Origin of the sequence: Vibrio sp. Scap24 (assembly GCF_013394185.1) — a bacterium.
GTDB lineage: Bacteria > Pseudomonadota > Gammaproteobacteria > Enterobacterales > Vibrionaceae > Vibrio > Vibrio pomeroyi.
The window spans coordinates 1,220,974-1,246,685 of the sequence record NZ_CP041333.1 but is presented as its reverse complement, the minus strand read 5'-3'; the positions used below and the strand labels follow the sequence as shown (position 1 = coordinate 1,246,685).

Below are 25,712 nucleotides of genomic sequence, written 5' to 3'. Positions count from 1 at the left end.
TATGTTGGAGGTTGAATTGATAGTTATTCTTATATAGGTAGGGACTCCGCGAATGATAAAACGATCCATTTGTGCAACAAAAAGCATAAAAAAAGTGGCACTGTTGGCTTTAATGGCGGTTGGACTGACGGCTTGTACCACACAAGAACAACCAGCAGCACATGACTATGGTGTCGTGACAAGCGGTGACTTCGAATTCATGAAAGATGCTGTGACGACATACTCGTGGCACCCACAATCGGAACAGGTCTATCTTTCTCAAAAATACGATGAAACCTTGGTTACCGATATGGTACGTGACGCAATTGAAGAGCAATTGTCTGAGAAAGGATACCGTTTGGAACAGGACGGCAGTATTGGTGATGTAGTCGTTGGTTTCGGGCTCGCGGAAGAATCGGAGCTTAATGACAATTCAATTTTTGATGCGGTTCAGCTTTCTACGGGCGTACCTTTCTATGATGGCAAAGGTAAATTGGCTGAAAAAGGATCTCTGTATATCGTGTTTTCAGTACCAAATTCAGAAATGATTCAGTGGCGATCATTAGCGCAATCTGGTATTCAACCACAACTGGAATCTGGCGAAAGCAAACAACGCATTTCAGGCTTTGTTGAGATGCTATTTAGACGCATGCCCGAGCGCTTAAACTAAGTATTAAATATATTCATTGAGTCAATATTATCTGTCTAAAAAACGGACAGATCGCAGATTATACTTTTTTATTTGTAACTAAAGGTACATTTGCGTAAAGCAACGTAAAGTTCGCGCTTCTTTTGCTAGCATTTGTCTATACTGGACAAAACGTTAACTTAGGTTTGATTCAATGAAACTGTTCTCCAAATACTCTCTCCCTCTATTAAGTATATTCATTGTAAGTAACGCCGCGATGGTTAGTAATGCCGCCGTCGCAGCACCTTCTATCGTACCGACTCCACCTAGCTTAGGTGCGAAAGGGTATGTGTTAATCGACTTTAATTCTGGTGATGTGCTTGTCGAAAACAATGCACACACTAAGTTAAACCCAGCAAGCTTAACTAAGCTGATGACCAGCTATGTTGCTGGCCAAGAGATGAAGCGAGGCAACATCTCTGCGGACGATCAAGTTCGTATCAGTGAAAACGCATGGGCGAAGAACTTCCCAGACTCTTCAAAGATGTTCATTGAAGTGAATACCGATGTTGCGATGATGGATCTGTATCGCGGTTTGATCATTCAATCGGGTAACGATGCTAGTGTTGCGATTGCCGAGCACGTAGCCGGTTCACAAGATGCTTTTGTAGATTTGATGAACTCTTGGGCGACTTCTCTGAAATTGGAAAACACCCATTTTGCTAACGCACACGGTTTAGATGCTGAAGATTTATATTCAACGCCTTATGATATCGCACTCCTTGGCCGAGCGATTATTAAAGATCTTCCTGATGTGTATGGCTTATATAGCGAACGTTCTTTCAGCTATAACGGTATCACACAGCACAACCGTAATGGCTTGCTACGTGATAGAAGCTTAACCGTTGATGGCATGAAGACAGGCTACACATCTGGCGCAGGCTATAGCTTAGCGAGCTCTGCGACACAAGGTGAAATGCGACTTATCGCGGTGGTTATGGGCGCATCAAGCGTTAAGAGCCGTGAGTCAGACAGTAAGCAGCTATTGAGTTACGGCTTCCGCTTCTTCGATACGCTAAACCCGCATCAAGGCGGCGATCAAGTAGCAGAAGAGAAGGTGTGGTTTGGTGATCAAGACACATTGAAGCTTGGTGTTGCGGAAGATACGTTTATCACGTTGCCTAAGTCAGACAGTAAAAAGCTGACCGCGTCTATCGAGCTTAACTCTGAACTGAAAGCACCGATTGCCGAAGGGCAAACTTTAGGTGTGGTTCACTACACCGTCGATGGCGAAGATGTTCAAACTCAACCTTTGATTGCGCTTGAAGCGGTCGAACAGGGCGGTTTGTTCAAGCGTTTAATGGATTACGTTAAGTTGTTCTTCGCGAGTCTATTCTAGATAGCGCTTCTATCTAGCTAAATGAAAAATCTAACGGGCGTTGTGAGTCAATCACAACGCCTGTTTCTATTTTTGCCCGTATGAAAACAGTATTTGCAGCTTTCTTTATTAGCCGTAGCGAGCGGTTTCGATTACTATACGCAAAATTTAGCAGTGTAGTCACTTATGACCATAGAGATAAAGAACATCACCGAACCTGAAGTAACTTGTGCCAATTGTCAGGCGTGCTGTTGTCGTTTAGAGGTTATGATCATCACAGACACTGGCGTTCCAGAAGAGCATATCGCTTATGACGAATGGGGCGGTGAAACCATGAAACGTCTAGATGATGGTTGGTGCTCAGCGGTCGATAGGGAAACACTGATGTGTACGATCTACGAAAATCGACCATGGATCTGCCGTGAGTTCGAAATGGGCTCTTTCGAATGCGTTGACCAGCGCAAAGATGTGATGGGTTAAGCGTCACCAAAGTAATGTATTAACTATTGCCTGAGCTCTATTGTTCGTAGAGCTCTAATTATCACTTATCAGTGGAGCTCAAGCTCTCTGCAAGAAAATCGATAAACACGCGAATCCGCTGAGGCAAATAATCACTTGCATGGTACACCGCGTACATCGGCAAGTAATCGTTGTTCCAACCTTCCAATAACGGCGTTAATTCTCCTTTCTCAACAAACTTGTTACTCATCCAATCAGGTAACGCAACCACGCCTAAACCTTGTCGAGCCATAGTCAGCAGCATTTCTGGGCTGTCTGACGTGAAAACCTGGTTTACTTTCACGCTGGTGCTTTGGCGATCTTTATCGGTGAAACGCCATTCGTTCGCAGGGTTCATCAAAGAATAGGTTAAGCACTGATGTTGGATAAGATCTTGTGGGTGTTCAGGTTTCCCGAACTTACTGAGGTAATTCGGTGATGCAACGTATTGGATTTTGTTGTTGAACAGGAAGCGAGCCTTTAACCCTGAATCTTTGAGTTGTGATGCTCGGATAGCAATATCAATGTTGTGGTCATTCAGGTTAACAATGCGGTCATCGACACTGAGGTTTACACGGATACCTGGATGCTGCGCAATAAAGGCTTGAAGTGGTTCGCTCAATAACATTGTAGAAAAGGCACTTGGTGCTGAGATTTTAATCTCGCCTTCTACGGATTGAGTCTCACGCTTGAGCTTACTTTCTATGGTAGACATCTCTTCGAGTAAACGGGAGCAATAGGTGAGGTAGTCTTTTCCTGCATGAGTGAGGGAGATTTTTCGGCTGTTTCGTTGAAACAAAGTGATCCCTAAGTCATTTTCCAACCATGCGATCTTCTTACTCACCGCACTTTGTGTCATCTCTAACTTGTTGGCCGTTGCGGTGAAGCTATTCAGTTGCGCGGTTTCCACAAAGATACGAATGCATTCGATCTTATCCATCTTACTCACCTTTGGTTTATCTATTCCATTTTGGAATCTTAACTATCTTAAAACTAGCATTTATCACCTGAATTATGAATGATTAAATAGCGTTGTTGAAATTAATGATTCTTAATAGAGGTAGGCGAGATGAGTACAGCAATCAACATTTTGATCGTGATGTTCTTTGTGTTGGCGAGTTCGATTAAAACACTTGGTTGGCAAAAGAAGGTATTTGAAATCCAGCTTGGTTTCTTTAAAAGCTATGGCTTGAATAGAGTGATTATGTTTCTGGTGGGGTTAGTCGAACTGACAGGAGCAGTACTTTTGATTTTAGCTCTATGTGACATTTCACCAGAACAGACTCAATTGTTGGGCGGTGCAATATTGGGAGCGACTTCAATAGGAGCACTTTACTTCCACTTAAGATTTGATACTTGGAAAGACGGTATTCCTGCGATAGTCACTTTATTGTGTACAAGCTTTTTGGTACTAGCTTCTATGTAGTGTCTCGAAAGCTTATTTGCAGGTTAGTTGAGAAGAGTAGGGCTCGAAAGCCCCACGCGACAAAGTAGGTTAGAACTCAGAAGGCACTTCAAACTCGACCCATTCCCCGGTTGTTGGGTGAATGAGTTTTAGGTAGCCCGCATGAAGGTGCAGGCGTTCACGTTTGTAGCCATAAAGGTCATCACCGCGGATTGGTACACCGAGGCCTGACGGGTGAGCGCAATGTACGCGTAGCTGATGAGTACGGCCTGTTTTAGGGTACAAGTGAACCTTGGTTTTGCCGTTGTTAGTGCTGACGGCTTGCCAATGCGTTTCAGCGTTACGCCCATGTTCATGGCAAACGAGTTGTCTTGGTCTGTCGCTAATGTCGCCGCGTAACGGCAAGCTTATATCGCCACATTTACCGTGAATTTCACCATCAAGCAGAGCGGTGTAACGTTTCTCGACGGTTCTATCGATGAACTGCTTCTGGATATGTTTGTTGGATTCGGCCGTCAGCGCCAAGATCAACAATCCAGATGTCGACATGTCTAATCTATGAATAATCAAAGGGCCAGAAGCATTCGGGTAACGCGCTTTAATGCGAGTGTAAACCGAGTCTTCAATGAACTTACCCGGAACCGACAAGAACTCTTCAGGCTTGTTCACGACCACGATTTCTTCATCTTCATAAACAATATCAAACGACTTACCCACCGCAGGGTTTACGATAAGCGGATTATCTTCTAACTCAATGCCGCTTAGCTGGTGGTCGAGAATCTCGAAACTTTTGCTCTGGCAAACAGGGTAAAGGTTTCCGTGTTGTCGAATGATATCCGTTGGCGGCACACCCCACCAAAACTCAGATAAAGCTAATGGTTTAAAGCCGTGCTCAAAGGCAAAGTTAAGCAGCTTGGGTAGGCAGCAGTCACCTGAACCGTCTAGTGCGTCTTTGCCATCTAATAATTCAAGCAGGCTCTTTGGCTCTGCTGCTTGGTTGAGAAAACGATAATGAGACAAACGCTGAGTTTCTAACTCTGCGGAAACTGTTTGGTAGTCCCGCTTGCGGCTTTTGAGATCGCTTTCTACGGCATCAACTTGTGACTGACGTTCTGCGATCTTTTGTTTCCACTTAACTCGAAGTGCTTTTAAGTCTCGCTTCTCTTGGCTGCTTTGGTTGCCCAACTGTTTAAGCAGGTTGGCTGCAGACTCTAGGTTCCCTAGTTCTTTCTCTTGGTTAGCTTGCTCTCTAAGCTCATTACGCTGTGCTTTGTTGGCAGCCATAGTGAGCTGAAATGCTTTTATTGCTTTGCCCGCGTCGTTTTTAAGTTCGCTCAGCGTTGCAGTCAATTCATCGAGGTTGTGAGTTTTCTCTAGGTTCGCAATGTCGTTAGCTAATGCCGTTTGTTGGGTTAAGTCTTGCGTGTTTAGAGCCTGAAACTGCTGCTTATCAAAAGCAGAAGGAACGAAGGCGATACTCGATAGCAGAGGTTCCAAAGACGAATCTAGCTGCAGACCTGAAAACGCAGAAAGGTAGCCCAACTCTTGAGTTTGAGGATGTTGAACCAGAAGAACGGCATAGAGGTTACCTTGCGATGTTTCATTCACACCACAGTCAAGCAGTGACTGTTGAAGCTGCTGCATCGCTAATTCACACAAAGGATGCGGAGTATAGTAATACGGGAATGTAAAACGCTTTGGCAATGATAACGCTTGATTCGCTGTTTGGTTTAACGTGCGCAGTGGTGTGTATTGAGCAAGGTTTGCTGACATGAAGATCAAACTCTATGGGTATTCAGTTAGAGCTCGGTATTGTTGTCGAAATGAAGGCAAATGAGAAGCCAAAGCGGAAGATAAATCGGCTTTGGCTTCATTTAGATTGTTATGTTCATGCTATGGGAGCATTGAATGGAACAAATCTTGGTTAGTTAGAGTGTTCTAACTCTAGTTGCTCCGCTTTTTGGTAAGCAGGGTGACTTGCTAAAAGATCACCGTATTTAGCAATGTTAGGGTAGAGCGCAGTCGCGCCAAAGTTGCCCACAATTTCTACGATGAACGACATCATGAAATCGGCACCAGTGAGAGTTTCGCCTACAAGATAAGTTTTGCCTTCAAGTGCTTCGTTAACGAAGGTTAAGATCTTTTGATTTTCGTCGTCTGCGTAACCACCAAGGAAGTTTGTCTCGCAGCCGTCTTTCATCACGAAAATCTTAAGCAGCATTGGCAAAATGCCCGAGCTTTCAGCAAAGTGTAGCCACTGTGAATATTCAACATATTCAGCTGTGCCACGTACTGGTGCGAATGTACCTTCGCCAAACTTGTCGATGAGGTACTCAGTAATTGCGCCAGATTCACTGATCACTACGCCATCGTCTTCAATGACTGGAGATTTACCAAGAGGGTGAACAGACTTCAGTTCTGGTGGTGCTAAAAACGTGACACTGTCTCGTTGGTAAGGTTTGATTTGATAATCGACACCAAGCTCTTCCAGTAGCCAGATGATACGCTTCGAACGTGATTTATTCAGGTGATGTAAAGTAATCATAATTCTGCCTATTCTATCTTTGAGCTATTTTGGTTCGTTAGTTTTGATAACAAGTTTGCCGAAGTTCTGACCTTCTAACAGACCCATGAATGCTTGTGGTGCTTCATCTAGGCCTTCAATTAGGTGCTCGCGGTAATGCATTTTTCCTTGAGACAGCCATTCGGTCATTTGAGTTGCAAACTCGTTGTAACGGTGTGCGTAGTCATCAAAGATGATGAAGCCTTGCATCTTAATGCGCTTAACGAGAAGAGTGCCCATTAGGCTAGACATGCGATCTGGGCCTTCAGGAAGTGATGTCGCGTTGTATTGAGAGATAAGGCCGCAAACAGGGATACGAGCGCCTGTGTTTAGAAGAGGCATTACTGCATCGAATACCTTACCGCCAACGTTTTCAAAGTAAACGTCGATGCCGTTGTCACACGCTTTCGCCAGTTGTTCTGCGAAGTCGTCTGCCTTGTGATCGATACATTCATCAAAACCAAGAACCTCTTTTGCGTACTGGCATTTCTCTTGACCGCCTGCCACGCCAATGACACGACAACCTTTCAGTTTACCGATTTGTCCAACAGTTGCGCCTACAGGGCCTGTCGCCGCTGCCACAACTAACGTGTCGCCTTCTTTCGGTTGGCCGATATCTAATAAACCCATGTAAGCGGTAAAGCCTGGCATACCCATGATACCTAGTGCGTAAGAAGGGTGGCTTGGCTCTTTACCTAATTTGATAAGACCTTCGCCGTTAGAAACACCATAATCTTGCCAACCTGTGTACGCTAATACCCACTCGCCAACTTCGAAATCAGCGTTGTTTGACGCTTCAACCTGACACACGGTTGCACCAACCATTACTTCATCAATAGCAACTGGCTCTGCGTAAGATTTCGCATCGCTCATTCGGCCACGCATGTAAGGATCAAGAGATAGGTAAACCGAGCGAAGTAACATCTCGCCGTCATTAATTGTTGGTGCGGCCACTGTTTCTAAGCGGAAGTTATCTTGAGTCGGTGCGCCAACTGGGCGAGAAGCCAATACGATGCGGCGATTGTCTTGTTGAGTCATTGGATGTCCTTAATTTTATATTGTGTTCATTTAGAATTAGACCAGTCGTCTAGTCTTGTTGTCTAAAAATCCCGCCGTCATCAAATTGATAAGAGGGCGGGTGATTTCTTTTAAGTTACAGCAAGTTAAAGCAATTCAAAGCGAGGTGAAGCAAAAAAGAGCGAATAAGGCGCGGTGCGCGTTAGTGGCTTTCACCTTTTAAAATTTGTTCGGTAAGGCTTAATGCCGATTTCAAGCTCTGTGGGTTCTGGCTTAACTTACTTAATAAGCTGGCGCCTAACCACATTGAGTAAAGGTTCTGAGCGACTTCTTGGCTGTTATTTACTTTGATAGAGCCATCATCCACACCACCAGCAACACAGTGCTGTATCGTTTGAGTGACTTTTTCGGCTCCTTTGAGCAGAGCTTGGCGCATAGGATCAGAAAGATCAGAAACTTCAGCGCTAAGTTTAACTACTAAGCATTTATGCGCGTTACAGGTGCCATCTTCAGTTTTTGCCCACAGTGAAAAGTAACCCAGAATTCGTTGATAATGGTTGCCTTCACCGTGTACCAAAATGGATTCAATCTTAGTGATGTAGTTTTCAAAATAGTGCTGAATTAACGCCTCACCAAATTGCTCTTTCGATTTAAAGTAGTGGTAAAACGAACCCTTCGGCACGTCCGCTTCTTTAAGCAACTGTGATAAGCCAACGCCATTGAAGCCGTTGTTCACTATTAATTGATAGCCGACATTTAAAATATGCAGGCGTGTGTCATTCGTTTTCTCGTTCATGGTCGGTACTATAGTTTAAATTAGACCAGTCGTCTAGTCGGTCTATTTTCGTTTGATTGGTCTTGGATGTTGACTGTGTTCTTGAGCGATAGCTTAGAAAGATCTCAATTAAAACCAATTTAAAACATATAGCTATATAAAAAAGCCCCAACATGGTGTGCATGTTGGGGCTTAAATCAGAAGCTTGTTTATAGCAATTCGATTATTGGATAGAGATTAACTCAACATCAAAAATCAGCGTTGCTGATGGTGGGATAGGACCTGAACCGCCCTTACCGTAAGCCAATGGGCTTGGGATAAACAGACGAACCTTTTGACCTTCAACCATGTAAGTCAAACCTTCTTGCCAGCCTTTGATTACTTGCTTAAGAGCAAATGAGATTGGCTCGCCGCGCTCAACAGAGCTATCGAACACAGTGCCGTCAATCAAAGTACCGTGGTAGTGAACTGTTACTTTGCTGTTTTTTGTTGGGTGTTCTGTACCTGTACCTTCTTCAAGAACTAGGTACTGCAGGCCGCTTTCAGTCGTTACAACACCTTCTTTAGCGCCGTTCTCGATAAGGAACTGTTGACCTTGTTCGAAGTTTTCTGCACCAGACTTATGATTCGTCCAAGTACGGTAAATCATGAAACCCGCCAAAAGAAAGACAATGACCGGGATGACAAATTTAGACATAGTAAAACCTATTTATATTGAGTGCTGAATTTCGTAGTTAATACAAAATGTGTTAATCAGTGGGAAAAAGCCGTGATTATGGTTGAGTCAAAAGGTAGTTGATCGTTTTCGCGATACCTGCAACATCTTGGTGGCCTGCTGTCAGCACTTGGTATTTACCGTTGATGATAAATGTTGGTACTGAGTTGATCTGACCTTTTACTGAAACTTCTTCCGCTTTCTTAACGTAGTCAAAAAGCGCAACTTGTTGTTCTTTGTTCAGTTGGTATGGGCTAACCAAGCCGCGAGAAGTGAATGCTGTTTCTAGTGCTTGTTGACGTTGCTCTGGAGTCGCGTCTGCACCCATTTGAACCGCACCGAATAGGTCGTCCATGAAGGCATGGTCAGGTGTCGCATCAAGCTGCATCACTGCTGTGTAGTAGATCATTGCGCTAATTTGAGCACTTTCATTGAATGTTACGTGCATCTTGCCAATAGTTTGGTCTGTAAGCGACTCAATCTCTGGAATTGCACTTTCCATTTGACGACAGTGACCACAGTTAAGAGAGAAGATTTCAGTGATCGGAGACAGGTTAAATTCTGTTAGAGCAGTAGGAAGCGCTTCGTATTGAACGCCTTTTTGTGGCTCGTCTGTTTCACTACAACCGGCGATAATCAGTACGGCAGCGATTGCTGTGATGAATTTAGTAAATGGTTTAAACATAATGTTTACTCTAGCGTTGAGAAGTCGTGAGATTCTAACTATTTAGTAGGAATTGGAAAACAATTATAAGGTAAATAAATGCAAACAGTTCGAACTAGCGAGCGAAGACAGGCTAGTTGACGGTTAACTGTGATCAAAAGCACTTTTTTTGATGCGGGCTGTTTTGTCGAAAGTTTTTGTCTAAAGTTTTTTTCTCGGTGCCGATATAGACATTAGTGAATGGTTTATCTGCATGAGTGGTTGGTGAAGTAATGAGATATTTAGCAATAATGTTAAGCATAGCTTTGGCTGGGTGTGAAACGACGTCACCAACGGATTTACTTGGCGGTGATATGCTAGAGACTGCGCCACAAACGGATTACGATCTTATGCACCCAGAGTGGGGCGTGGTTCAAACGACACATGTCGCGAGTAATCGTGGCTACTCAATGCAGAGCAATTCTCGTCAGCAAACAACCATTACCACCAACTATGGTCGTGGCGTATCAACCAATGATCCGCTAGAAGTTTTCCTTAGACAAAACCGTATCGACTTTGAGGTTCTGCCGGGCAATCATGTAATGGTAAAGCTTGAGCAACATGTGAACTTTAAAACAGGCTCTGCATTCCCTGAACCTGCTTACAACCAATGGCTAGACACATTAGGTAGCTACCTTTCTCAACGCCAAGATATCGATGTTGTGATTGAAGGGCACACTGATAACACGGGCACAGATCGAATTAATGATCCTCTGTCAGAGCAGCGTGCAAAAGAAGTGAAAGCTCGATTAGAGAGTAACTATGTTTCAAGTCGTTCGATTTATACTCGCGGGTTTGGTGAGTATGTTCCTGTTTGTACCAACGCTTCAGCGCAAGGTAAGGCGTGTAACCGCCGTGTAGAGCTGATGTTGATTGTCGCTAAATAACCTTTGGCGTTTTTGCTCATAAGCTAGAAGAATGCACAAATAACAGACATAAAAAATCCCTCACGTTTGAGGGATTTTTTGTATCTGGCTTTTACTTAGATTATGAGCTTATGAGCTTATGAGCTTATGAGCTTATGAGCTTATGCGAATTGTTTTTCCAAGTAAGCAACGATGTCTGAAGACTCGTACATCCACTCGGTTTTGCCATCTTTTTCAATACGTAGGCAAGGCACTTTGACACGACCGCCGCCAGCTTCAAGCTCTGCACGGTGTTGTTCATTGTTCTTTGCATCACGAAGTTCAAACTGAACCGATTGACGTTTCATCGCGCGGCGCACTTTTACACAAAAAGGGCACGCTTCGAATTGGTATAACGTGTGCGTTTTTGCTTGCTCATTCACTTGGCTTTGTTCTTCTTGAGAACGCTTCACACCGCGAGGAGTAAAAACAAAATTTAATAGCAAAATGACGCGACCTAAGAACCAACGGATAAACTTCATAACTCTCTCTACATATTTAAAATTAGCGTTACAATTTGCAGCATTATATACACAAGTTTTGTCAGATGCTCGCAACAAACCGCTAATATCTATTTTGTCCTTTCGATCGTGTGAGACTTAGCCACATTTAACCCTAAACGTTTCGATAGTCGGGTTAGGTTTGCTCGGTCTGTTTTCAGAACTCGGCCAGCTTGTGCCCAGTTAAAGTTAGCGTCTTCCAGCACCTCAGTAATGATAGTGCGCTGAAAATCGTCTGTTGCGCCACGTAAACCTGCCGATAGGTCGATGGTTGGCGTTGATAGCGGAGTCGTCTTCGCTTGAGTGGTTGCGATTGGCTGATCTTGGTCCAGTGGGCCGCAATCTTCTTTGGTAATCGTCACTAGGTTCTTGTTAGTGCTGCGAGCCAGTGCTTTCAAAGCCGAACGACTGATTACATGCTCAAGTTCACGCACGTTACCTGGCCAACCATAGCGGTTCAGGAACACAAGCACATCAGAACGGAATTTCACTTGGTTGATACCAAGCTTACGACGCGCTTGCTCTAGGAAGAAGCCCGCTAATAAGCTGATATCGTCACCACGATCTTTCAGTGCAGGCACCGCGATAGGGTAAACACTCAATCGGTGGTATAAGTCGGCTCTGAATCGGCCATCTTCCACTTCTTTTTTTAAGTCTCGGTTGGTCGCAGCCAATACGCGCACATCAATGGTTTGAATGTTGTCTTGACCAACAGGTTGAATTTCGTTGTTTTGCAGCGCTCGCAGTAACTTACTTTGTGCAGCTAATGGAAGCTCACCAATTTCATCAAGGAATAGGGTGCCGCCATCGGCCAACGCAAACTTACCTAAACGGTTTTTGTCTGCACCAGTGAACGCACCACGCACGTGACCAAACAGTTCGCTTTCTACAAGGTTTTCAGGAATCGCAGCACAGTTCACGTAAACCAATGGGTTGCGTTTACGCTGTGATTGATGATGCAGAGTACGAGCCACCAGCTCTTTACCTACACCCGTGTCACCGTGGATCAGGATGTTGAATTCAGACGGTGCTACCACAGCGATGTCGTTCTTAAGCGCGACCATGGTGTCACTGTTACCAATCAACTCGCCGCCGTCACGTTCCCACGCTTCAACGTTTAACTCTTCTAATAACTGCTTAGATTGCTTTGCTTGATGTTCAAGCTGAGAGAAGGTCAATGCCATCTGCATGCTTGAAGCCGCAATTGCTGCTAGTACTTCAAGGTTACGTGCTGGAATATTAGCGAACACATCCGGCTTCAGGCTGTCTAGCGTCAGAATGCCTAATAGCTTATCGCCAAATAGTAGAGGCAGGCCCATACAAGCGTGCATTGGCAGATCGCCATCATGATCGATCAGTAGACCATCAAAAGGATCAGGGAGTGAGCTATCAGAATCGAAACGAACAGGAGAGCGAGATGCACATATCTCCGCAAAACGTGGGTGCTCTGAAATGATGAAACGACGACCGAACGTGTCTCGACTGAGCCCTTGCATTGCGATAGGTACTAGTGTGTCACCTTGAAGGCTTAAAAGCGCGACACAATCACACGTAATGGTTTTACGAATGGCATCGATGAGGCGATTAAAACGATCTTGATCGTTCACACCACTTGCAAGGCCAATGGTCATTTCCATGAGGGTAGATGCGGAGATATCTTGCATAAAAAACTCTAACTCTGTGTGTTTATATACATAATAGAGTCTTATTGACTTAAAAAAAAGGTCTTTTTGACATTTTTATAAGATGGGTTTTAAGAATAAAACCAGTAATAACGGGGATTGATAAACTTGGCATCGATTGTGCAAAAGAGTCATCGAAGCCCGATTATAACTCTGATTAAAAAGAGTATTCTTGATCTCAATCAATCAGGTGTCATTAATCAGGCTTTACGATTTTTTGAAACGAAAACGAGTCAAAATCACTCAGTTTCTAAAAATAACTAAGGTTTCAGAAAATCGATAAGTCATTCTTAATTTTTCAAGTAGTCAAAATGACGTAAAGGTCATAAGACTCAGTGTTCGGAGTAAATTCATGCTTAACAACGCACATATCGAAATCATCAAATCTACTATCCCGCTACTTGAGAGCGCAGGCCCAGCTTTAACTCAGCACTTTTATCAACGTATGTTCACGCATAACCCTGAGTTAAAAGATATCTTCAATATGACTCACCAAAGAACAGGTCGCCAAGGCGTAGCACTGTTTGAAGCTATCGCGGCTTATGCAAAGAACATTGAAAACCTAGCAGCGTTGACAACAGCCGTTGAACGTATTGCTCAGAAACACACAAGCTTTAACATTCAACCAGAACACTACCAAATTGTTGGTTTGCATCTGATCGAAACACTGCGCGAATTGGCAACAGAAGCGTTCACTCCAGAAGTAGAAGAGGCGTGGACTGCGGCTTACCTTTTCTTAGCTCAAGTATTCATCGACCGTGAAGCAGAGCTTTATCTGCAACGTAAGCAAGCGGTAGGTGGCTGGGAAGCAGCACGTACGTTCGTGATTGCAGATAAGATTGAAGAATCAGCTCTAGTCACTAGCTTTATCCTTCAGCCAAAAGATGGCGGTGACGTTCTGGATTACACTCCAGGTCAATACATCGGTATCGAAGTGAAACCTGAAGGTGCGCAATACAGCGAAATTCGTCAATACTCGCTATCTGATAAGCCGAACGGTAAGCAATACCGCATCTCTGTGAAGCGCGAAGGTCACGGTCAAGAAACACAAGGCGTGGTTTCTAATCACCTTCACGACACCGTTGCTATCGGCGATGAAGTTAATCTTTACGCGCCTGCGGGTGACTTCATGTACCAAGAGCGTAGCAAGCCTGTAACGCTGATTTCTGCAGGTGTTGGTGTAACGCCAATGCAGTCTATGCTTGAATTCCTAAACACTGAAGAGAAAAGCGAGCCAGTACTTTACCTTCACGCTTGTGAAAACGTAGGCCAACACTCTTTCACAACTCGTGTGAAAGACATTGTTGCTGACAAAGGTTGGGAAGCAAAAACGTGGTACATGGATAAAGGCGAATCGGCATGTGAAAACACGCATCAAGGTCAAATGAATCTAGCGTCTATCTCGGATACGAAAGGCTTTGAAGAGAGCGACTTCTACATTTGTGGCCCTGTTGGCTTCATGAAGAACATTGTAGAGCAGCTAGATGCACTGAAAGTTGACCGTTCACGCGTTCACTACGAAGTATTTGGCCCTCACGCTAACTTCTAAGATCTCCCGGCAGTTCTACTAACACTCGCCTGATCTATTAAAAACCTTGCCTATTCAAAAGGCCTCACAGTGTGAGGCCTTTTTTTATCTTTTAAATGATGCTCTTTATCACTGTACGAAATACGACTCAGATAGAGTCAATGCAGCCTCAAATGTTTCGTTTCGTGTCAACTTAGGTTGATTTTACCGATTTACCTCTCTTGCGAATAACTTTTTTCTTTTCAAACCAATTATTGAAAAATCCGCGTAATTCAATGAAACAAATTTGTTTCATGAAATAAAATGGCGGCATTTGTTTTGAATATGCTCTTAACGTTCGACAAAAGTGTAGATATCGCCTGATTTCATTAATAAAACTGTCACACCAGTCATCTAGTCTTGCCTTCATCAATTAACGGGATGGGTAGGGATAACGAGTGAATATCAAGGATGTGGCAGTTCTAGCGGGAGTTTCCCCGGCGACAGTCTCTCGATTCGTTAACACACCAGAATCTGTGGCTTCCGCTACAGCTCAAAAAATCGAGCGTGTCATCGATACGACAGGCTATCGAATTGATAGAAAGTCACAAGCCATTGAACTCAATAAAAATCCAACGATTGGCGTGCTGATTCCGAGCCTGCTTAACCCCGTATTCTCAGAAGTTGTTGCAGGTATTCAACAGCGAGCAAGGCATTTTGGTTACTCGACTTTAGTGGTGGATACCCAATATGACAGTGAACAAGAACAACAAGCTGCCATTGATCTTATTCGTCAAAGAGTAGAAGGCGTGATCCTAACGATAGCCGACGTGTCTGATAATGCTGCGCTCGAATTACTGCGAAGTTTTAAGTTCCCTTACTGTTTGCTTCATAACCAATCTGTTGAAAATGAACCTTGTGTGTTCGTTGATAATTACCAGGCAGGTAAGGATGTTGCGCAGAAAATTTTGGAGTATGGCCATACAAAAATAGGAATGGTTACAGGGCATTTTGCCTCATCTGACCGGGCTAAAAAACGTTATGAAGGATTTAAACAAGGTCTCAAAGATAGTGGGATGGAGTTAAGCCAGCTGCTTGAGGTCGACCAAAACAAGCTTATCCCGTTCACTACTTCTGAGATGAGGTTATTAAGTGCTGAGTGTAGCCCGACGGTTTGGTTTTGTAGCAATGACTTATTGGCACTGAAAACAATGAATGCGCTGAAAAGTATAGGTAGACGGATACCACAAGATGTTTCGGTCGTGGGGTTTGATGGCATGGGCCTTGGGCAATTAGTGAGCCCTACTTTGTCTACCGTTGCTGTTCCTCATTTTGGTATGGGGAAAATGGCCGTCGATATCTTGTTTAACGCAAAAACAGGCTCAATCAAAAGGCGTGAATTTGCACTGAAGTATGAATTACAAATGAAGGGATCGCTTGGTGCGGTTCCCGTTATCACCCAATTTAATTAACGGAAGATTCTTTGGAGAACATAATGGCATCACATCAACTATTACGAGTTAAAAAGTCGTCAAAAACGAGAAAGTTAGCGGGCTTAATTCTTGGTTTTGCTGGCGTGGCGTTTCAAGCACAGGCATCTGATGCCATCTGTTACAACTGTCCACCGGAGTGGGCTAACTGGGGAGGGCAACTTCAGTTAATTAATAAAGAGTTGGGTATACGAGTTCCTATGGACAATAAGAATTCGGGTCAGTCTCTATCTCAGTTGGTTGCAGAGAAAAATAGCCCGGTAGCTGATGTCGTTTATTACGGTGTTTCTTTCGGTATCAACGCAACAGAACAAGGCGTTGTTGATGCGTATAAGCCTAAAAACTGGGACCAGATACCAGAAGGCATGAAAGATCCTGACGGGAATTGGTTTGCTATTCACTCTGGTACGATCGGTTTCTTTGTAAATGTTGATGCGCTTGATGGGGCAGAGGTACCGACGAGCTGGGAAGATCTGCTAAAGCCTGAATATCGAGGCATGGTTGGGTATTTAGACCCAACGAGTGCTTTCGTTGGCTACGCTAGCGCTGTGGCGGTAAATGAAGCGATGGGTGGCGATATTGATAATTTCAAACCAGCCATTAAGTATTTTCAACAGTTAGCAAAGAATCGCCCAATTGTTCCTCGACAAACTTCTTATGCTCGCGTGATCTCTGGTGAAATCCCTATTTTAATTGATTACGACTTTAATGCTTATCGTGCGAAGTACAACGATTTCACTAATGCTGCATTTGTTATTCCAAAAGAGGGTTCCATCGCCGTGCCATATGTAATGAGCAAAGTGAAGAGTTCACCAAACCCTGAAAATGCGAAACAGATATTGGATTTCGTATTGTCGGAGCAAGGCCAACAATTATGGGCAGATGCTTACTTGCGTCCGGTTATTGATGGTGTGATGAGTGAAGAAGCGGAAAGTAAGTTCTTGCCGGCTTCTGAATACCAACGCGTTGGTTCTGTGGATTTCGCAAAGATGTCTGAAAACCAGTCTGAGTTTGCTGATATGTACATTCGTGAAGTGAACTGATCGCTTTTTAACTCATTGGATGGCGAGGATCTCTCGCCAGTATTTCTATGAAAAATAACCGTATTTCTTTTTTGTTAATTTTGCCAGCCATCGTAATTAGTTGTGCATTTTTCCTGTTGCCAGTCGTACAGCTAATTACCGTATCCTTGGTTGATGGGGGAGCCGCTAGCTACTTGCAAATTTTAACTCGACCAATTTATCTCAAGAGTTTGATTTCAACCGTTGGGCTTTCTGTTTTAGTCACTTTGGTGAGTTTAGCTATCGCGACCATTAGTGGGCTGTTTTTAACCCGCTATGAGTTTCGCGGTAAGCAGCTATTAGTAGCCATGCTGAGCTTTCCTCTAGCTTTCCCTGGTGTGGTGATTGGTTTTTTCGTCATCATGCTCGCAGGGCGCCAAGGGTTATTTGCCCAACTAAGTTTACAGTTGACTGGTGAACGTTGGATGTTTGCTTACACGATGGCCGGCTTATTCTTAGGTTACCTCTACTTCTCAATTCCGCGTGTTGTATTAACCGTTATGGGGACAGCGGAAAAGCTCGATCTTAACTTGATTGAGGCAGGGCGCTCTCTAGGGGCTAACCGATGGCAAATATTCAAAGATGTCACTTTGCCCGCTTTAACTCCGGGGCTCATTTCTTCCGGGTCTATATGCTTTGCCACGTCTATGGGAGCCTTTGGTACTGCTTTCACGCTGGCGACCAACATTAATGTTCTACCTATGACGATATATACCGAATTTACGTTAAACGCTAACTTCGCGATGGCTGCTGCCCTGAGCTTAATCTTAGGTTTGGTCACATGGATCTGTTTAGCGCTTGCTAAGCGTCACAGTAACGCATCAGTTGCAATGGGAGGTTAGCATGAAGAAAGATAAATACTTCTATATCCAATTGATATTCACTTTGTTGGTTTGTGCATTCCTTATCGTGCCTGTGATCATGTCTGTAATGGCGGGATTGACCAATAACTATTTTGTTGGCGTTAAAAGTGGCTTTACCTTTCGATGGGTTGAACAAGTGTGGTCGCTATACTCTGATACGATTTGGCTAACACTTCAGATAGCGATTGCAACGATGCTAATCAATGTCGCGATTGGTGTACCTTGTGCTTATGTGCTCGCGAAGAGTAAAAGCCGTTGGGCATCGATATTCGATGAAATTCTAACCTTACCAATTGCGATACCGGGTATGGCTATTTCTCTGGGCTTGATATTGACCTATGGGGGTTTTAATGATTTTCGTTCTAGCTGGATGTTCATTCTTGTTGGGCATGTAATCTTTACGCTGCCTTTCATGGTCAAATCTGTTCTTTCTATTTTGCAGAGTATTAACTTCCGTGTCTTAGAGGAGGGCGCTGCGAGTTTAGGTGCTAGCTTTTGGCAGAGGTTTTTTGATGTGATAGTACCTAACTGTAAAGCGGGCATAGTTGCTGGCATGTTGATGACACTTACGCTTTCTATTGGCGAGTTTAATCTAACTTGGATGCTACATACGCCATTAACCAAGACCTTACCCGTCGGTTTAGCGGACTCTTACGCATCCATGAGACTTGAAATCAGTTCAGCTTACACCTTGATCTTCTTATGTTTAATACTTCCACTTTTGGTTTTGGCTCAAGCCTTAAATAAAAAACCAGTGACCAATAATTAAGGCAGCACCAACATGTTAGAACTAGAAAATGGCGTTGAGATATCGCTAAACAATATTACAAAGACTTTCCCAGATGGCACAGTGGCCCTGAAGCCAACCAATCTGAAGATTGAGGCTGGAGAAATCTTAGTTCTATTAGGACCCTCTGGATGTGGGAAGACGACAACGCTAAGGATGATTGCGGGTCTAGAGTTTGCAGATGAAAACGGTGGCAGCATAGTATTTGGCGATCACGACGTAACAGGGTTACCTATTGAACAGCGTAAAGTGGGCATGGTTTTTCAATCTTATGCGTTATTTCCAAACATGAATGTAAGTGAAAACATCACTTATGGTTTAAAAGTTCGCGGTGTCGGTGAGTCTGAACGAGCGCAAAAGCTCAAAGAAATGCTTGAGATGTTTGATTTGGAGAAATACGCCAACCGTAACATTCATCAACTTTCTGGCGGTCAGCGTCAACGTGTGGCTTTAGCAAGGGCAATTATAACGGAGCCGGATGTTTTACTGCTTGATGAACCCTTGTCTGCATTAGATGCGTTATTGAAACAGCGACTTCGTGGCGATATTCGAAGTCTACTAAAAAAACTTGGTATTACAGCGGTATACGTGACCCACGATCAAGAGGAAGCAATGGCTATGGGCGATCGTATTGCCGTTCTCGATCATGGTGAAATTGCACAAATAGGGTCTGCGAAAGACATTTACCTAAAACCAGTAAACAACTTTGTTGCTGATTTTATTGGTCAGATGAACCGACTCGAAGGGCTGGTTAACGATGGAAAGCTGCTCCTTGATACTGAAAAGTACATTACGTTGTCCAAAGAGGCACAGTCGCAAGTGACTTCGGGCAAAGAAATCAGTGTGATGCTAAGACCAGAAGATATTTCATTACAAGATGTCTGTGGCGATGATGTCCTAACCGCAACAGTCAATAGCACCGTATTTCTTGGCGATCGCACAAGAGTGCTCCTGTCTGGCGTGCAGAAAAGCAAAACGTTGATGGTTGACTGTTTTGAACGCGTGGAATATCACGTTGGTCAAGTTGTTGCTGTTACGTTTGCCCCTGAACGACTAATACCTTTAAAGAAGTAAGAATCATGCTAATTGCACAACTGACAGACCTGCATATTAAGCAGGAGGGCAAACACGCCTACAGAAAAGTGGATACATTAAAATGTTTGCACGCTGCCGTCGATCATATTAATCGTTTAAGCCCAAGGCCGGATTGTGTGGTGGTGACAGGCGATTTGGGTGACTTTGGAGTGTCGGAAGAGTACCTGTTGATTAACGAAGCTTTGTCTAAGTTCGAGATACCTTTGTATGTTATTCCGGGTAATCATGATGATAGGAATAATCTCCGTGATGGTTTGTCAGATCTCGTTTCGTTTGATCATCAGGAGTATTGTAACTTCGTTGCTGAAGAACATGGGCTCGTATTAGTTGGTTTGGATTCTTCCGTCATTGGTAAGCCCTACGGCTATTTAAGCAATGAAACGCTAGACTGGCTAAGTTCAGTGCTCATTGAGTATTCCGCTAAACCGAAAATGTTGTTTATACATCACCCTCCAATGAAGGTTGGGCTAAACCATATGGACGTTCAAAACCTTCAAAACAGTGATGAATTTTATGATGTTCTTAAAGATCATGAGAACATCGTCGGCATATGCGCAGGGCATTTACATAGACCCATTACCGCTGTTTGGAATTCGATCCCAGTTTGGGTTGGCCCCTCACATAGTCACTCAGTGACCTTAGATTTAGACCCTAACGCGTGCTCGTCATTTTCATTAGAGCCTAAAGCGATACAATTACTCACAGTGGAGGGTAACTCAGTTGTCTCTCATATCAGCTATATTGAAGACAGTGATGGTCCTTATCCTTTCTTTGACGAATCTGGTGCGCTGATTGATTAAGCACTAGCTATTAATTTGAGGGTTCGAGCAATTTGATATCGCCATTTTTTATAGAAAATGGCGATATTTTTGTATTAGATGAGTAGGAGATTACAGCACTTTTGAGTTAGCAAGATGTCATTAAGAGCGCTTCGTCTTTTTCGACATGTAGTGAGTATCAAAAAATTCAGGCCAGTACATTTTCACGTAACCGCCAGCGACCCAAATGACCAATATCGTAGCGATGGTCAACTCAAAGAAGCCAAACTTGTGTAGCCAATACCATTGCGGGAACTCAGCCCCGAAAAAGGTGGTTAAGCGATGCATCGCAATAGCGCTGATCACTGATGGGAAGGTAACTGCAGCAATCGAAGGTTGGAACTTCAAACGCATCAAGCGGATATAACACAAGTAAATCAGTAGCGTCATGGTGATGGCGATGCCCGCCAATGCGCCCGTCAAAATAGGGTCTGGATTATCAAAGTTGACCAAGTAAGCTGCTAAAGACAAGTTTACTGGTGCGGCCATGATTGCCAGCGTTGGTCTTGCTCTGCGCGGAAGATTCCCTTCAAACACTAAGCGGTACAGCACCACAGGCAGCATGAAGAAGTAGATACCAATACATGTCGCGGCAAGTGTTTCTGAGAATACGGTATGTCCAAATTGCGTACCCGCTAACGAACTACTGATTAAGCCTACTGGGTACAGAAACCAACTCGGAACAATGTTGGACATTTTGAAGTTGATGATCTGAAATCCGAAGAACAACACCATCATCGTAAAGTGCAGCAATAACGCGCAGAACCAAATCGGGTAGGCGATGATTGGCGATATCTCGGCTAAGTAGTCACACAGAATCAACAATGCCATGCTCATTGGCGCCATTAAGCTTCCGCTAAGTGGATGACGGATATCATTGATGAAGGTATTAAAGCTGGTGAGATAACGAAGTAAAACAGGCAGTAATAATAGCGCGCCAAATGCGGCGAGATAAGGGCGAATGATCTCTCCAACCCCTGGGAGGTACAGTGCCCAAGCTTGTCCTAGTCCAATTACACCAAGTGCTAAAGACGCCTGAGAGGGCGGCACATTTTTTACTTGGGTTAATCTTCTCCAGTTCAACAGCTTGCTCCAATTTATTTATAGAATTCGGGTTATTTTCAGAATGTCAGTGCGTAATAGATTTTTTGCTCTAGTTAGAGCGTGCAGTTGTGCCATCAATAGATGTTGAGGGCATTCAACTAATTTTGAGTGGATGATACCAAGTTTAACGTTTGCTTTTTTGATTTTGATGCGGAATCGGGACATTAAGCACGTTGAATGTGTGCTTTTGTTTCATGAGTCTTTTGTAATTAACGCACTTCCTCTTGCTGAGGGAGATCTTGTTGTCTCAACTTCTCGTTTTTCAGCGTGCGGTTCAGTAGTTGGCTGTAGATCGGCTGACCCCCTAACATCTGCGCAATGATTACGGCACCTAGGCAGGTGATGATCAACGGCAGGATAAGGTAATAGTTGTTGGTCATTTCGATAACCAACAATATTCCTGTAATTGGTGCACGTACGGTTGCAGCGAATAAGGCGCCCATTCCCGCAATCGCAAACATGCCCGGTTCTATATTCAGTTCAGGAAAGAATGCCGCGGCGATAAGTCCAAATGCGTAACCAAAGAGTGTGCCGAGTGCGAGCATCGGCGCAAAGATACCGCCCGGAGCACCAGAGCCAAAACAAAGCAGGGTGGTGATAACGCGGCCTAGGAAGATCAGTAGCAATATGTTGGTGCTGTAACTACCGTTAGTGATGTTTGGGATGATACCAATACCACCGCCAGTCAATTCAGGGATATAAAGCAGCAACAAGCCAAAACAGCCACCAAGCAGGGTTCCGGTTATCAAGTAGCGTTTGCGATCGTTCTTGTGTATTGCCACAAACATATCTTGCGAAAGTGTTATTAGCTTATTGAAAATTACGCCAAACAATCCGAACAACACACCGAGTAATAGGAATAACCAAAGTGCGCTCAGTTCAGGCTGTTGGTACTGAGGCATGGTAATTACAGCAGATTGACCATTGATCGAACGAAACACGATGTTAGCTGAGATCGCAGAGATGATAACGGCTTTGATTGAAATGAGTGAGTAGCGAAATTGTGGTCGCATCTCTTCAACAACGAACATAATCCCAGCTAATGGTGCATTGAACGCCGCAGCCAAGCCACCAGCCGCACCAGAAGCAAGTAATGAGTGTCGAGTATCGTCATCTTTCACTCGGAATATGTCAGTGACCATACGTCCGATGCTTCCGCCCATTTGCACAGTTGGCCCTTCACGACCTAACACCATGCCTGAACCTAACGCGCCCATACCACCAAAGAATTTTACTGGTAATACTCTCCACCAACGAACAGGTCGCATTCCGTCCATCGCGCCTTCTATTTCAGGGATGCCAGAACCAGCAGCTTCAGGAGCAAAGCGGTGAACGAGGAAATACCCAATGAAGGCAAATGCAGCACTGATAAGAAAAGCAGCAAGCCAAAGTGGTAAATAGCTACCGATTTCATCTTTCAGCCAATTGGTACGAGTTTCTGTGATGAAATGAACCGCAACTTCGAAATAGGTGCCCACTACGCCAGCGAGGATGCCGACAATGCAAGAAAGGAAAAGAACGGAAGCGGGTGTTTTGTCTCTAGAGAGAAATTGGTTGATAGCATCCCTTGGCATTTTTGCTAAAAGGGATTGCTTAATTCTCTCTCTATTGGTCATTTAAGTTTGGTTCCTGAGTTGATGCGGGGGGGCTTAGTAAATTATACGCCTCCTCTGCATATCCTATAGCAGCAAAGATGCAAAGTTGAATTTCATTTATGAAAGAAGTGTATTACATAAATGGAATGTATGGACAATATAGTGGAATCGCCGTCACAGTTTTGATCGATTCTCAGGTAGCAACTTGTATTACGCCAAAAATGAACCATAGTTAAATCGTAAAGCAACATAACGAACCGCAAGGAGAAGTGAGGTTTTACACACAATTTGGATGGATTCAGAAACAAAGTTTTTAGTTCCTCGTTAAATGTTCAGGTCGATATTTAAGGCTTCCTGATTCGCGAACTCACGATTGAGTAACGAGGGTGAGGCGTACTGACAAGTACGCCTTTAGTCCGTCTGGAGCATCCAAAATTCTGCTTTTCACTTCTATTCTCTATTTATCTGCTCAACTCTTCACACTTCGCTAAGCACTAAATCTCTGTAAATCAGTCTAACCCTCGATTTAGTTAACTCATTCTTCTGCTCGCCAATCTGAGTATAAACAAGCGATTGGGGTCAACTTTTTGGTAATTGAGTATATACTCCCTAAAAAAGGAGAACTGATATGACCAAAAAAGTTCCTACAAACATAATTACGGGTTTCTTAGGTGTTGGTAAAACGACAGCTATTTTGAATCTACTTAAAAACAAACCTGAGAATGAAAACTGGGCTGTTCTGGTTAATGAGTTCGGGGAAATCGGCATCGATGGCGCATTGATGACAGACCAAGGTGCTTTGATTAAAGAAGTTCCGGGCGGCTGCATGTGCTGTACAGCGGGCGTGCCTATGTCTGTAGGTATTAATGCTTTACTTCGCCAAAAGCCAGACCGCTTGTTGATTGAGCCAACAGGACTTGGTCACCCTAAACAAGTGATCGCGACACTGACTTCTGACCAGTACACGCCGTATGTTGATCTAAAAGCGACATTAGGTTTGGTTGACCCACGCAATCTATCCAATGAAAAATACACGTCTAATCAGAACTTTAATGATCAATTAGACAGCGCAGACGTGATTCTAGGCACTAAGGTCGATCTTGTGCATTCTGAAGACATCGATGTGTTTAACGATTGGGTAATGGATCAAACGCCAGCTAAAGTATTCCATAAGTTAATTCACGATGGTGAAGTGCCATTGGAAGTGTTGGACATTGAAAGGGTACACGGCAGTGCTTCAACTCATATTGAATCGCACCATCATGATCATGCTGAACAAGAACCTCAATTCGAACTTCCTCCAGGCGAAGCTTTCATCCGAAAAGAGAACAAGGGGCAGGGTTACTACAGTTGTGGTTGGTTGTTTGGCGCAGAGCATAAGTTCGACTTCGATGCGCTATTCTCAATGTTGTCTGATCTAACGGCTGAACGAGTAAAAGCCGTAGTGAACACCGACCAAGGCTGTTACGCATTCAATGTGGCGAATCAAGTCGTGTCAGTGAATGAAATTTCCCTCGATGGCTTTGAATCTCGATTGGAAGTGATCGACTCACAATTAATGCCTTGGGGCGATCTCGAACAGATCCTGCTCAAGCTGTGTGGCATCAAATAACATCATAAATTAGTGCTCACATAACCTGTTAGTCTAGAGTTATATATGTCGGTTTAATGGCGGCATATATAACTTTATGTTCATATATTACTATTGCTTACTTCTATAGCATTTGGTCTGGACTCATCACGCTGTTTCCCCTCTCTAAATACCTATCGATATTTCCTTTACCCAGAACAGTCCTAATGAAGGATGTTTCCGGCCTCATTGATATTAAAAGAACCTCATTGATAGCTTTGGCATATTTTCATTCAGATTTTGGCTAGTGATACTGTAGCTCTGGTAAATCATGTGCTTACGTCACCTCTTTTGGTTACGTACATTCGCATTAGATGATGAAACCTAAAACCAGGCTAAGCACCTAATTGCTCGGTGAGCTAAGCCTGATTAATACGATGAAGATAAGATGATTATTAAAAATAGTATGAACGGCCTTGAGGTTAAACTGTGTCTTTTATTGTTTATAGGCCTAGTACTAATAATCTACTAAATAGATTCAAATATTCGATAACGGGGACATTGTGAGCGTAATTTCATTGACGGTACTTTTTTTACTGACTGGGTTGATACTCATGAGGTGTTATGGACGAAGTACTAAGAAGAGAGTTAAGCATTTTGTTTACTTTGGAGACGGATCTTATTCGGAATATCAAACTAAAAAGTTAGCGATGGCTAAGGTGACGGAAGTAAGAGTGGAAGCAAAGAAAACCAAAGCGTCTCTACGAGCTAAAAATATGCGTAAATCTGAGGTAAGATTTGCTTATCACAAAGCTGATTTGATGGAACACACTCATTATTCAGATGAGACACCAGAGAAGAGTGACCCAGACAACGCGACAAATCTTGATATTAGGTAGATGATTTTAGGGTGTACTAAGCTTCTATACTGTTTGAACTAAGTTTTAACTCTAGAAGTTCATGCCTTGCAAAACGTAGTAAGTTATATCGGTATTCATTAAAATGCTCATTCTGTCAGTATTGAGCAAAGTTCTCTTTGAGGGCTTCGACTCTCGATTGGAAGTGATCGACTCA

Annotated in this window: 25 protein-coding genes; 14 read left to right on the top strand and 11 right to left on the bottom strand. The window is 43.6% G+C overall.

The features are described from left to right. The first annotated feature begins 52 nt into the window (after positions 1-52). The 3 genes from FLM53_RS21000 (at position 53) to FLM53_RS20990 (ending at position 2,465) form a co-directional block, all read left to right on the top strand. Positions 53-649, top strand: coding sequence for a DUF4136 domain-containing protein (locus FLM53_RS21000; RefSeq protein WP_176679558.1), 597 nt, complete (start codon positions 53-55; stop codon positions 647-649). A 172-nt stretch (positions 650-821) separates the two neighbouring features. Next, positions 822-2,006 carry a D-alanyl-D-alanine carboxypeptidase family protein gene (locus FLM53_RS20995; RefSeq protein ID WP_176679559.1) on the top strand — a complete coding sequence of 395 codons (1,185 nt, stop codon included), beginning with the start codon at positions 822-824 and terminating at the stop codon, positions 2,004-2,006. Positions 2,007-2,171: 165 nt separating this feature from the next. Continuing rightward, entirely contained in the window at positions 2,172-2,465 is a 294-nt protein-coding gene (locus FLM53_RS20990) for a YkgJ family cysteine cluster protein (RefSeq protein ID WP_019821980.1), read from the top strand. A gap of 61 nt (positions 2,466-2,526) precedes the next feature. Here the strand turns inward: FLM53_RS20990 and FLM53_RS20985 are convergent, their stop codons facing one another. Further along, on the bottom strand, positions 2,527-3,423 hold the full coding sequence (locus FLM53_RS20985) for a LysR family transcriptional regulator (protein ID WP_176679560.1): 897 nt from the start codon (positions 3,421-3,423) through the stop codon (positions 2,527-2,529). Positions 3,424-3,552: 129 nt separating this feature from the next. Between FLM53_RS20985 and FLM53_RS20980 the strand changes: the two genes are divergently transcribed. Then, positions 3,553-3,909 carry a DoxX family protein gene (locus FLM53_RS20980; RefSeq protein WP_176679561.1) on the top strand — a complete coding sequence of 119 codons (357 nt, stop codon included), beginning with the start codon at positions 3,553-3,555 and terminating at the stop codon, positions 3,907-3,909. A 69-nt stretch (positions 3,910-3,978) separates the two neighbouring features. On the opposite strand, the gene FLM53_RS20975 is transcribed toward FLM53_RS20980, so the two are convergent. The 6 genes from FLM53_RS20975 to FLM53_RS20950 form a co-directional block, all read right to left on the bottom strand. After that, positions 3,979-5,661 (bottom strand): RluA family pseudouridine synthase, encoded by a 1,683-nt coding sequence (locus FLM53_RS20975; protein ID WP_176679562.1) that lies wholly within the window; start codon positions 5,659-5,661, stop codon positions 3,979-3,981. Between the two features lie 151 nt (positions 5,662-5,812). Then, on the bottom strand, positions 5,813-6,433 hold the full coding sequence (locus tag FLM53_RS20970; RefSeq protein ID WP_176679563.1) for a glutathione S-transferase family protein: 621 nt from the start codon (positions 6,431-6,433) through the stop codon (positions 5,813-5,815). Positions 6,434-6,457: 24 nt separating this feature from the next. Beyond that, on the bottom strand, positions 6,458-7,489 hold the full coding sequence (locus tag FLM53_RS20965; RefSeq protein ID WP_176679564.1) for an NADP-dependent oxidoreductase: 1,032 nt from the start codon (positions 7,487-7,489) through the stop codon (positions 6,458-6,460). A 181-nt stretch (positions 7,490-7,670) separates the two neighbouring features. Continuing rightward, positions 7,671-8,264, bottom strand: coding sequence for a TetR/AcrR family transcriptional regulator (locus FLM53_RS20960; protein ID WP_176679565.1), 594 nt, complete (start codon positions 8,262-8,264; stop codon positions 7,671-7,673). Positions 8,265-8,466: 202 nt separating this feature from the next. Then, positions 8,467-8,940, bottom strand: coding sequence for an FKBP-type peptidyl-prolyl cis-trans isomerase (locus FLM53_RS20955; protein WP_176679566.1), 474 nt, complete (start codon positions 8,938-8,940; stop codon positions 8,467-8,469). A gap of 76 nt (positions 8,941-9,016) precedes the next feature. After that, entirely contained in the window at positions 9,017-9,643 is a 627-nt protein-coding gene (locus FLM53_RS20950; protein ID WP_017631826.1) for a thioredoxin domain-containing protein, read from the bottom strand. Between the two features lie 269 nt (positions 9,644-9,912). Here FLM53_RS20950 and FLM53_RS20945 point away from each other — a divergent pair, with 269 nt between their 5' ends. Continuing rightward, on the top strand, positions 9,913-10,548 hold the full coding sequence (locus FLM53_RS20945; RefSeq protein WP_176679567.1) for an OmpA family protein: 636 nt from the start codon (positions 9,913-9,915) through the stop codon (positions 10,546-10,548). A 140-nt stretch (positions 10,549-10,688) separates the two neighbouring features. Here the strand turns inward: FLM53_RS20945 and FLM53_RS20940 are convergent, their stop codons facing one another. After that, on the bottom strand, positions 10,689-11,048 hold the full coding sequence (locus FLM53_RS20940) for a glutaredoxin (RefSeq protein ID WP_008219334.1): 360 nt from the start codon (positions 11,046-11,048) through the stop codon (positions 10,689-10,691). A gap of 89 nt (positions 11,049-11,137) precedes the next feature. Continuing rightward, positions 11,138-12,730 (bottom strand): nitric oxide reductase transcriptional regulator NorR, encoded by a 1,593-nt coding sequence (gene norR / locus FLM53_RS20935; RefSeq protein ID WP_176679568.1) that lies wholly within the window; start codon positions 12,728-12,730, stop codon positions 11,138-11,140. A gap of 370 nt (positions 12,731-13,100) precedes the next feature. Here norR and hmpA point away from each other — a divergent pair, with 370 nt between their 5' ends. The 7 genes from hmpA (at position 13,101) to FLM53_RS20900 (ending at position 20,351) form a co-directional block, all read left to right on the top strand. Continuing rightward, positions 13,101-14,297 (top strand): NO-inducible flavohemoprotein, encoded by a 1,197-nt coding sequence (gene hmpA, locus FLM53_RS20930; RefSeq protein WP_176679569.1) that lies wholly within the window; start codon positions 13,101-13,103, stop codon positions 14,295-14,297. Between the two features lie 416 nt (positions 14,298-14,713). Then, positions 14,714-15,727 (top strand): substrate-binding domain-containing protein, encoded by a 1,014-nt coding sequence (locus FLM53_RS20925; RefSeq protein WP_176679570.1) that lies wholly within the window; start codon positions 14,714-14,716, stop codon positions 15,725-15,727. 23 nt (positions 15,728-15,750) lie between these two features. Then, positions 15,751-16,788: an ABC transporter substrate-binding protein gene (locus FLM53_RS20920; protein WP_176679571.1), complete on the top strand. Its 1,038-nt coding sequence runs from the start codon at positions 15,751-15,753 to the stop codon at positions 16,786-16,788. Between the two features lie 47 nt (positions 16,789-16,835). Continuing rightward, positions 16,836-17,648: an ABC transporter permease gene (locus FLM53_RS20915; protein ID WP_176679572.1), complete on the top strand. Its 813-nt coding sequence runs from the start codon at positions 16,836-16,838 to the stop codon at positions 17,646-17,648. 1 nt (position 17,649) lies between these two features. Further along, the gene (locus tag FLM53_RS20910) at positions 17,650-18,438 is read left to right on the top strand and encodes an ABC transporter permease (RefSeq protein WP_176679573.1); all 789 of its coding nucleotides are present in this window, start codon (positions 17,650-17,652) and stop codon (positions 18,436-18,438) included. A 12-nt stretch (positions 18,439-18,450) separates the two neighbouring features. After that, positions 18,451-19,530: an ABC transporter ATP-binding protein gene (locus FLM53_RS20905; RefSeq protein WP_176679574.1), complete on the top strand. Its 1,080-nt coding sequence runs from the start codon at positions 18,451-18,453 to the stop codon at positions 19,528-19,530. Positions 19,531-19,535: 5 nt separating this feature from the next. Continuing rightward, on the top strand, positions 19,536-20,351 hold the full coding sequence (locus FLM53_RS20900) for a phosphodiesterase (RefSeq protein WP_176679575.1): 816 nt from the start codon (positions 19,536-19,538) through the stop codon (positions 20,349-20,351). A gap of 120 nt (positions 20,352-20,471) precedes the next feature. Here FLM53_RS20900 and FLM53_RS20895 read toward each other — a convergent pair whose 3' ends face one another. Further along, positions 20,472-21,452 carry a TDT family transporter gene (locus FLM53_RS20895; RefSeq protein ID WP_176679576.1) on the bottom strand — a complete coding sequence of 327 codons (981 nt, stop codon included), beginning with the start codon at positions 21,450-21,452 and terminating at the stop codon, positions 20,472-20,474. Positions 21,453-21,682: 230 nt separating this feature from the next. Next, positions 21,683-23,089, bottom strand: a complete 1,407-nt coding sequence (gene clcA, locus FLM53_RS20890) for a H(+)/Cl(-) exchange transporter ClcA (RefSeq protein ID WP_176679577.1) — start codon at positions 23,087-23,089, stop codon at positions 21,683-21,685. A gap of 607 nt (positions 23,090-23,696) precedes the next feature. On the opposite strand from clcA, the gene FLM53_RS20885 reads away from it, so the two are divergent. Next, on the top strand, positions 23,697-24,680 hold the full coding sequence (locus tag FLM53_RS20885) for a GTP-binding protein (RefSeq protein ID WP_176679578.1): 984 nt from the start codon (positions 23,697-23,699) through the stop codon (positions 24,678-24,680). 668 nt (positions 24,681-25,348) lie between these two features. Continuing rightward, positions 25,349-25,537 (top strand): hypothetical protein, encoded by a 189-nt coding sequence (locus FLM53_RS24080; protein WP_256099320.1) that lies wholly within the window; start codon positions 25,349-25,351, stop codon positions 25,535-25,537. The last annotated feature ends 175 nt before the right edge of the window (positions 25,538-25,712 follow it).

Excerpts from the sequence above, each read along its gene's own strand:
- FLM53_RS21000 (WP_176679558.1), top strand. The coding sequence starts at position 53 with ATGATAAAACGATCCATTTGTGCAACAAAAAGCATAAAAAAAGTGGCA.
- FLM53_RS20995 (WP_176679559.1), top strand. The coding sequence starts at position 822 with ATGAAACTGTTCTCCAAATACTCTCTCCCTCTATTAAGTATATTCATT.
- FLM53_RS20990 (WP_019821980.1), top strand. The coding sequence starts at position 2,172 with ATGACCATAGAGATAAAGAACATCACCGAACCTGAAGTAACTTGTGCC.
- FLM53_RS20985 (WP_176679560.1), bottom strand. The coding sequence starts at position 3,423 with ATGGATAAGATCGAATGCATTCGTATCTTTGTGGAAACCGCGCAACTG.
- FLM53_RS20980 (WP_176679561.1), top strand. The coding sequence starts at position 3,553 with ATGAGTACAGCAATCAACATTTTGATCGTGATGTTCTTTGTGTTGGCG.
- FLM53_RS20975 (WP_176679562.1), bottom strand. The coding sequence starts at position 5,661 with ATGTCAGCAAACCTTGCTCAATACACACCACTGCGCACGTTAAACCAA.
- FLM53_RS20970 (WP_176679563.1), bottom strand. The coding sequence starts at position 6,433 with ATGATTACTTTACATCACCTGAATAAATCACGTTCGAAGCGTATCATC.
- FLM53_RS20965 (WP_176679564.1), bottom strand. The coding sequence starts at position 7,489 with ATGACTCAACAAGACAATCGCCGCATCGTATTGGCTTCTCGCCCAGTT.
- FLM53_RS20960 (WP_176679565.1), bottom strand. The coding sequence starts at position 8,264 with ATGAACGAGAAAACGAATGACACACGCCTGCATATTTTAAATGTCGGC.
- FLM53_RS20955 (WP_176679566.1), bottom strand. The coding sequence starts at position 8,940 with ATGTCTAAATTTGTCATCCCGGTCATTGTCTTTCTTTTGGCGGGTTTC.
- FLM53_RS20950 (WP_017631826.1), bottom strand. The coding sequence starts at position 9,643 with ATGTTTAAACCATTTACTAAATTCATCACAGCAATCGCTGCCGTACTG.
- FLM53_RS20945 (WP_176679567.1), top strand. The coding sequence starts at position 9,913 with ATGTTAAGCATAGCTTTGGCTGGGTGTGAAACGACGTCACCAACGGAT.
- FLM53_RS20940 (WP_008219334.1), bottom strand. The coding sequence starts at position 11,048 with ATGAAGTTTATCCGTTGGTTCTTAGGTCGCGTCATTTTGCTATTAAAT.
- norR (WP_176679568.1), bottom strand. The coding sequence starts at position 12,730 with ATGCAAGATATCTCCGCATCTACCCTCATGGAAATGACCATTGGCCTT.
- hmpA (WP_176679569.1), top strand. The coding sequence starts at position 13,101 with ATGCTTAACAACGCACATATCGAAATCATCAAATCTACTATCCCGCTA.
- FLM53_RS20920 (WP_176679571.1), top strand. The coding sequence starts at position 15,751 with ATGGCATCACATCAACTATTACGAGTTAAAAAGTCGTCAAAAACGAGA.
- FLM53_RS20915 (WP_176679572.1), top strand. The coding sequence starts at position 16,836 with ATGAAAAATAACCGTATTTCTTTTTTGTTAATTTTGCCAGCCATCGTA.
- FLM53_RS20910 (WP_176679573.1), top strand. The coding sequence starts at position 17,650 with ATGAAGAAAGATAAATACTTCTATATCCAATTGATATTCACTTTGTTG.
- FLM53_RS20905 (WP_176679574.1), top strand. The coding sequence starts at position 18,451 with ATGTTAGAACTAGAAAATGGCGTTGAGATATCGCTAAACAATATTACA.
- FLM53_RS20900 (WP_176679575.1), top strand. The coding sequence starts at position 19,536 with ATGCTAATTGCACAACTGACAGACCTGCATATTAAGCAGGAGGGCAAA.
- clcA (WP_176679577.1), bottom strand. The coding sequence starts at position 23,089 with ATGACCAATAGAGAGAGAATTAAGCAATCCCTTTTAGCAAAAATGCCA.
- FLM53_RS20885 (WP_176679578.1), top strand. The coding sequence starts at position 23,697 with ATGACCAAAAAAGTTCCTACAAACATAATTACGGGTTTCTTAGGTGTT.
- FLM53_RS24080 (WP_256099320.1), top strand. The coding sequence starts at position 25,349 with ATGGCTAAGGTGACGGAAGTAAGAGTGGAAGCAAAGAAAACCAAAGCG.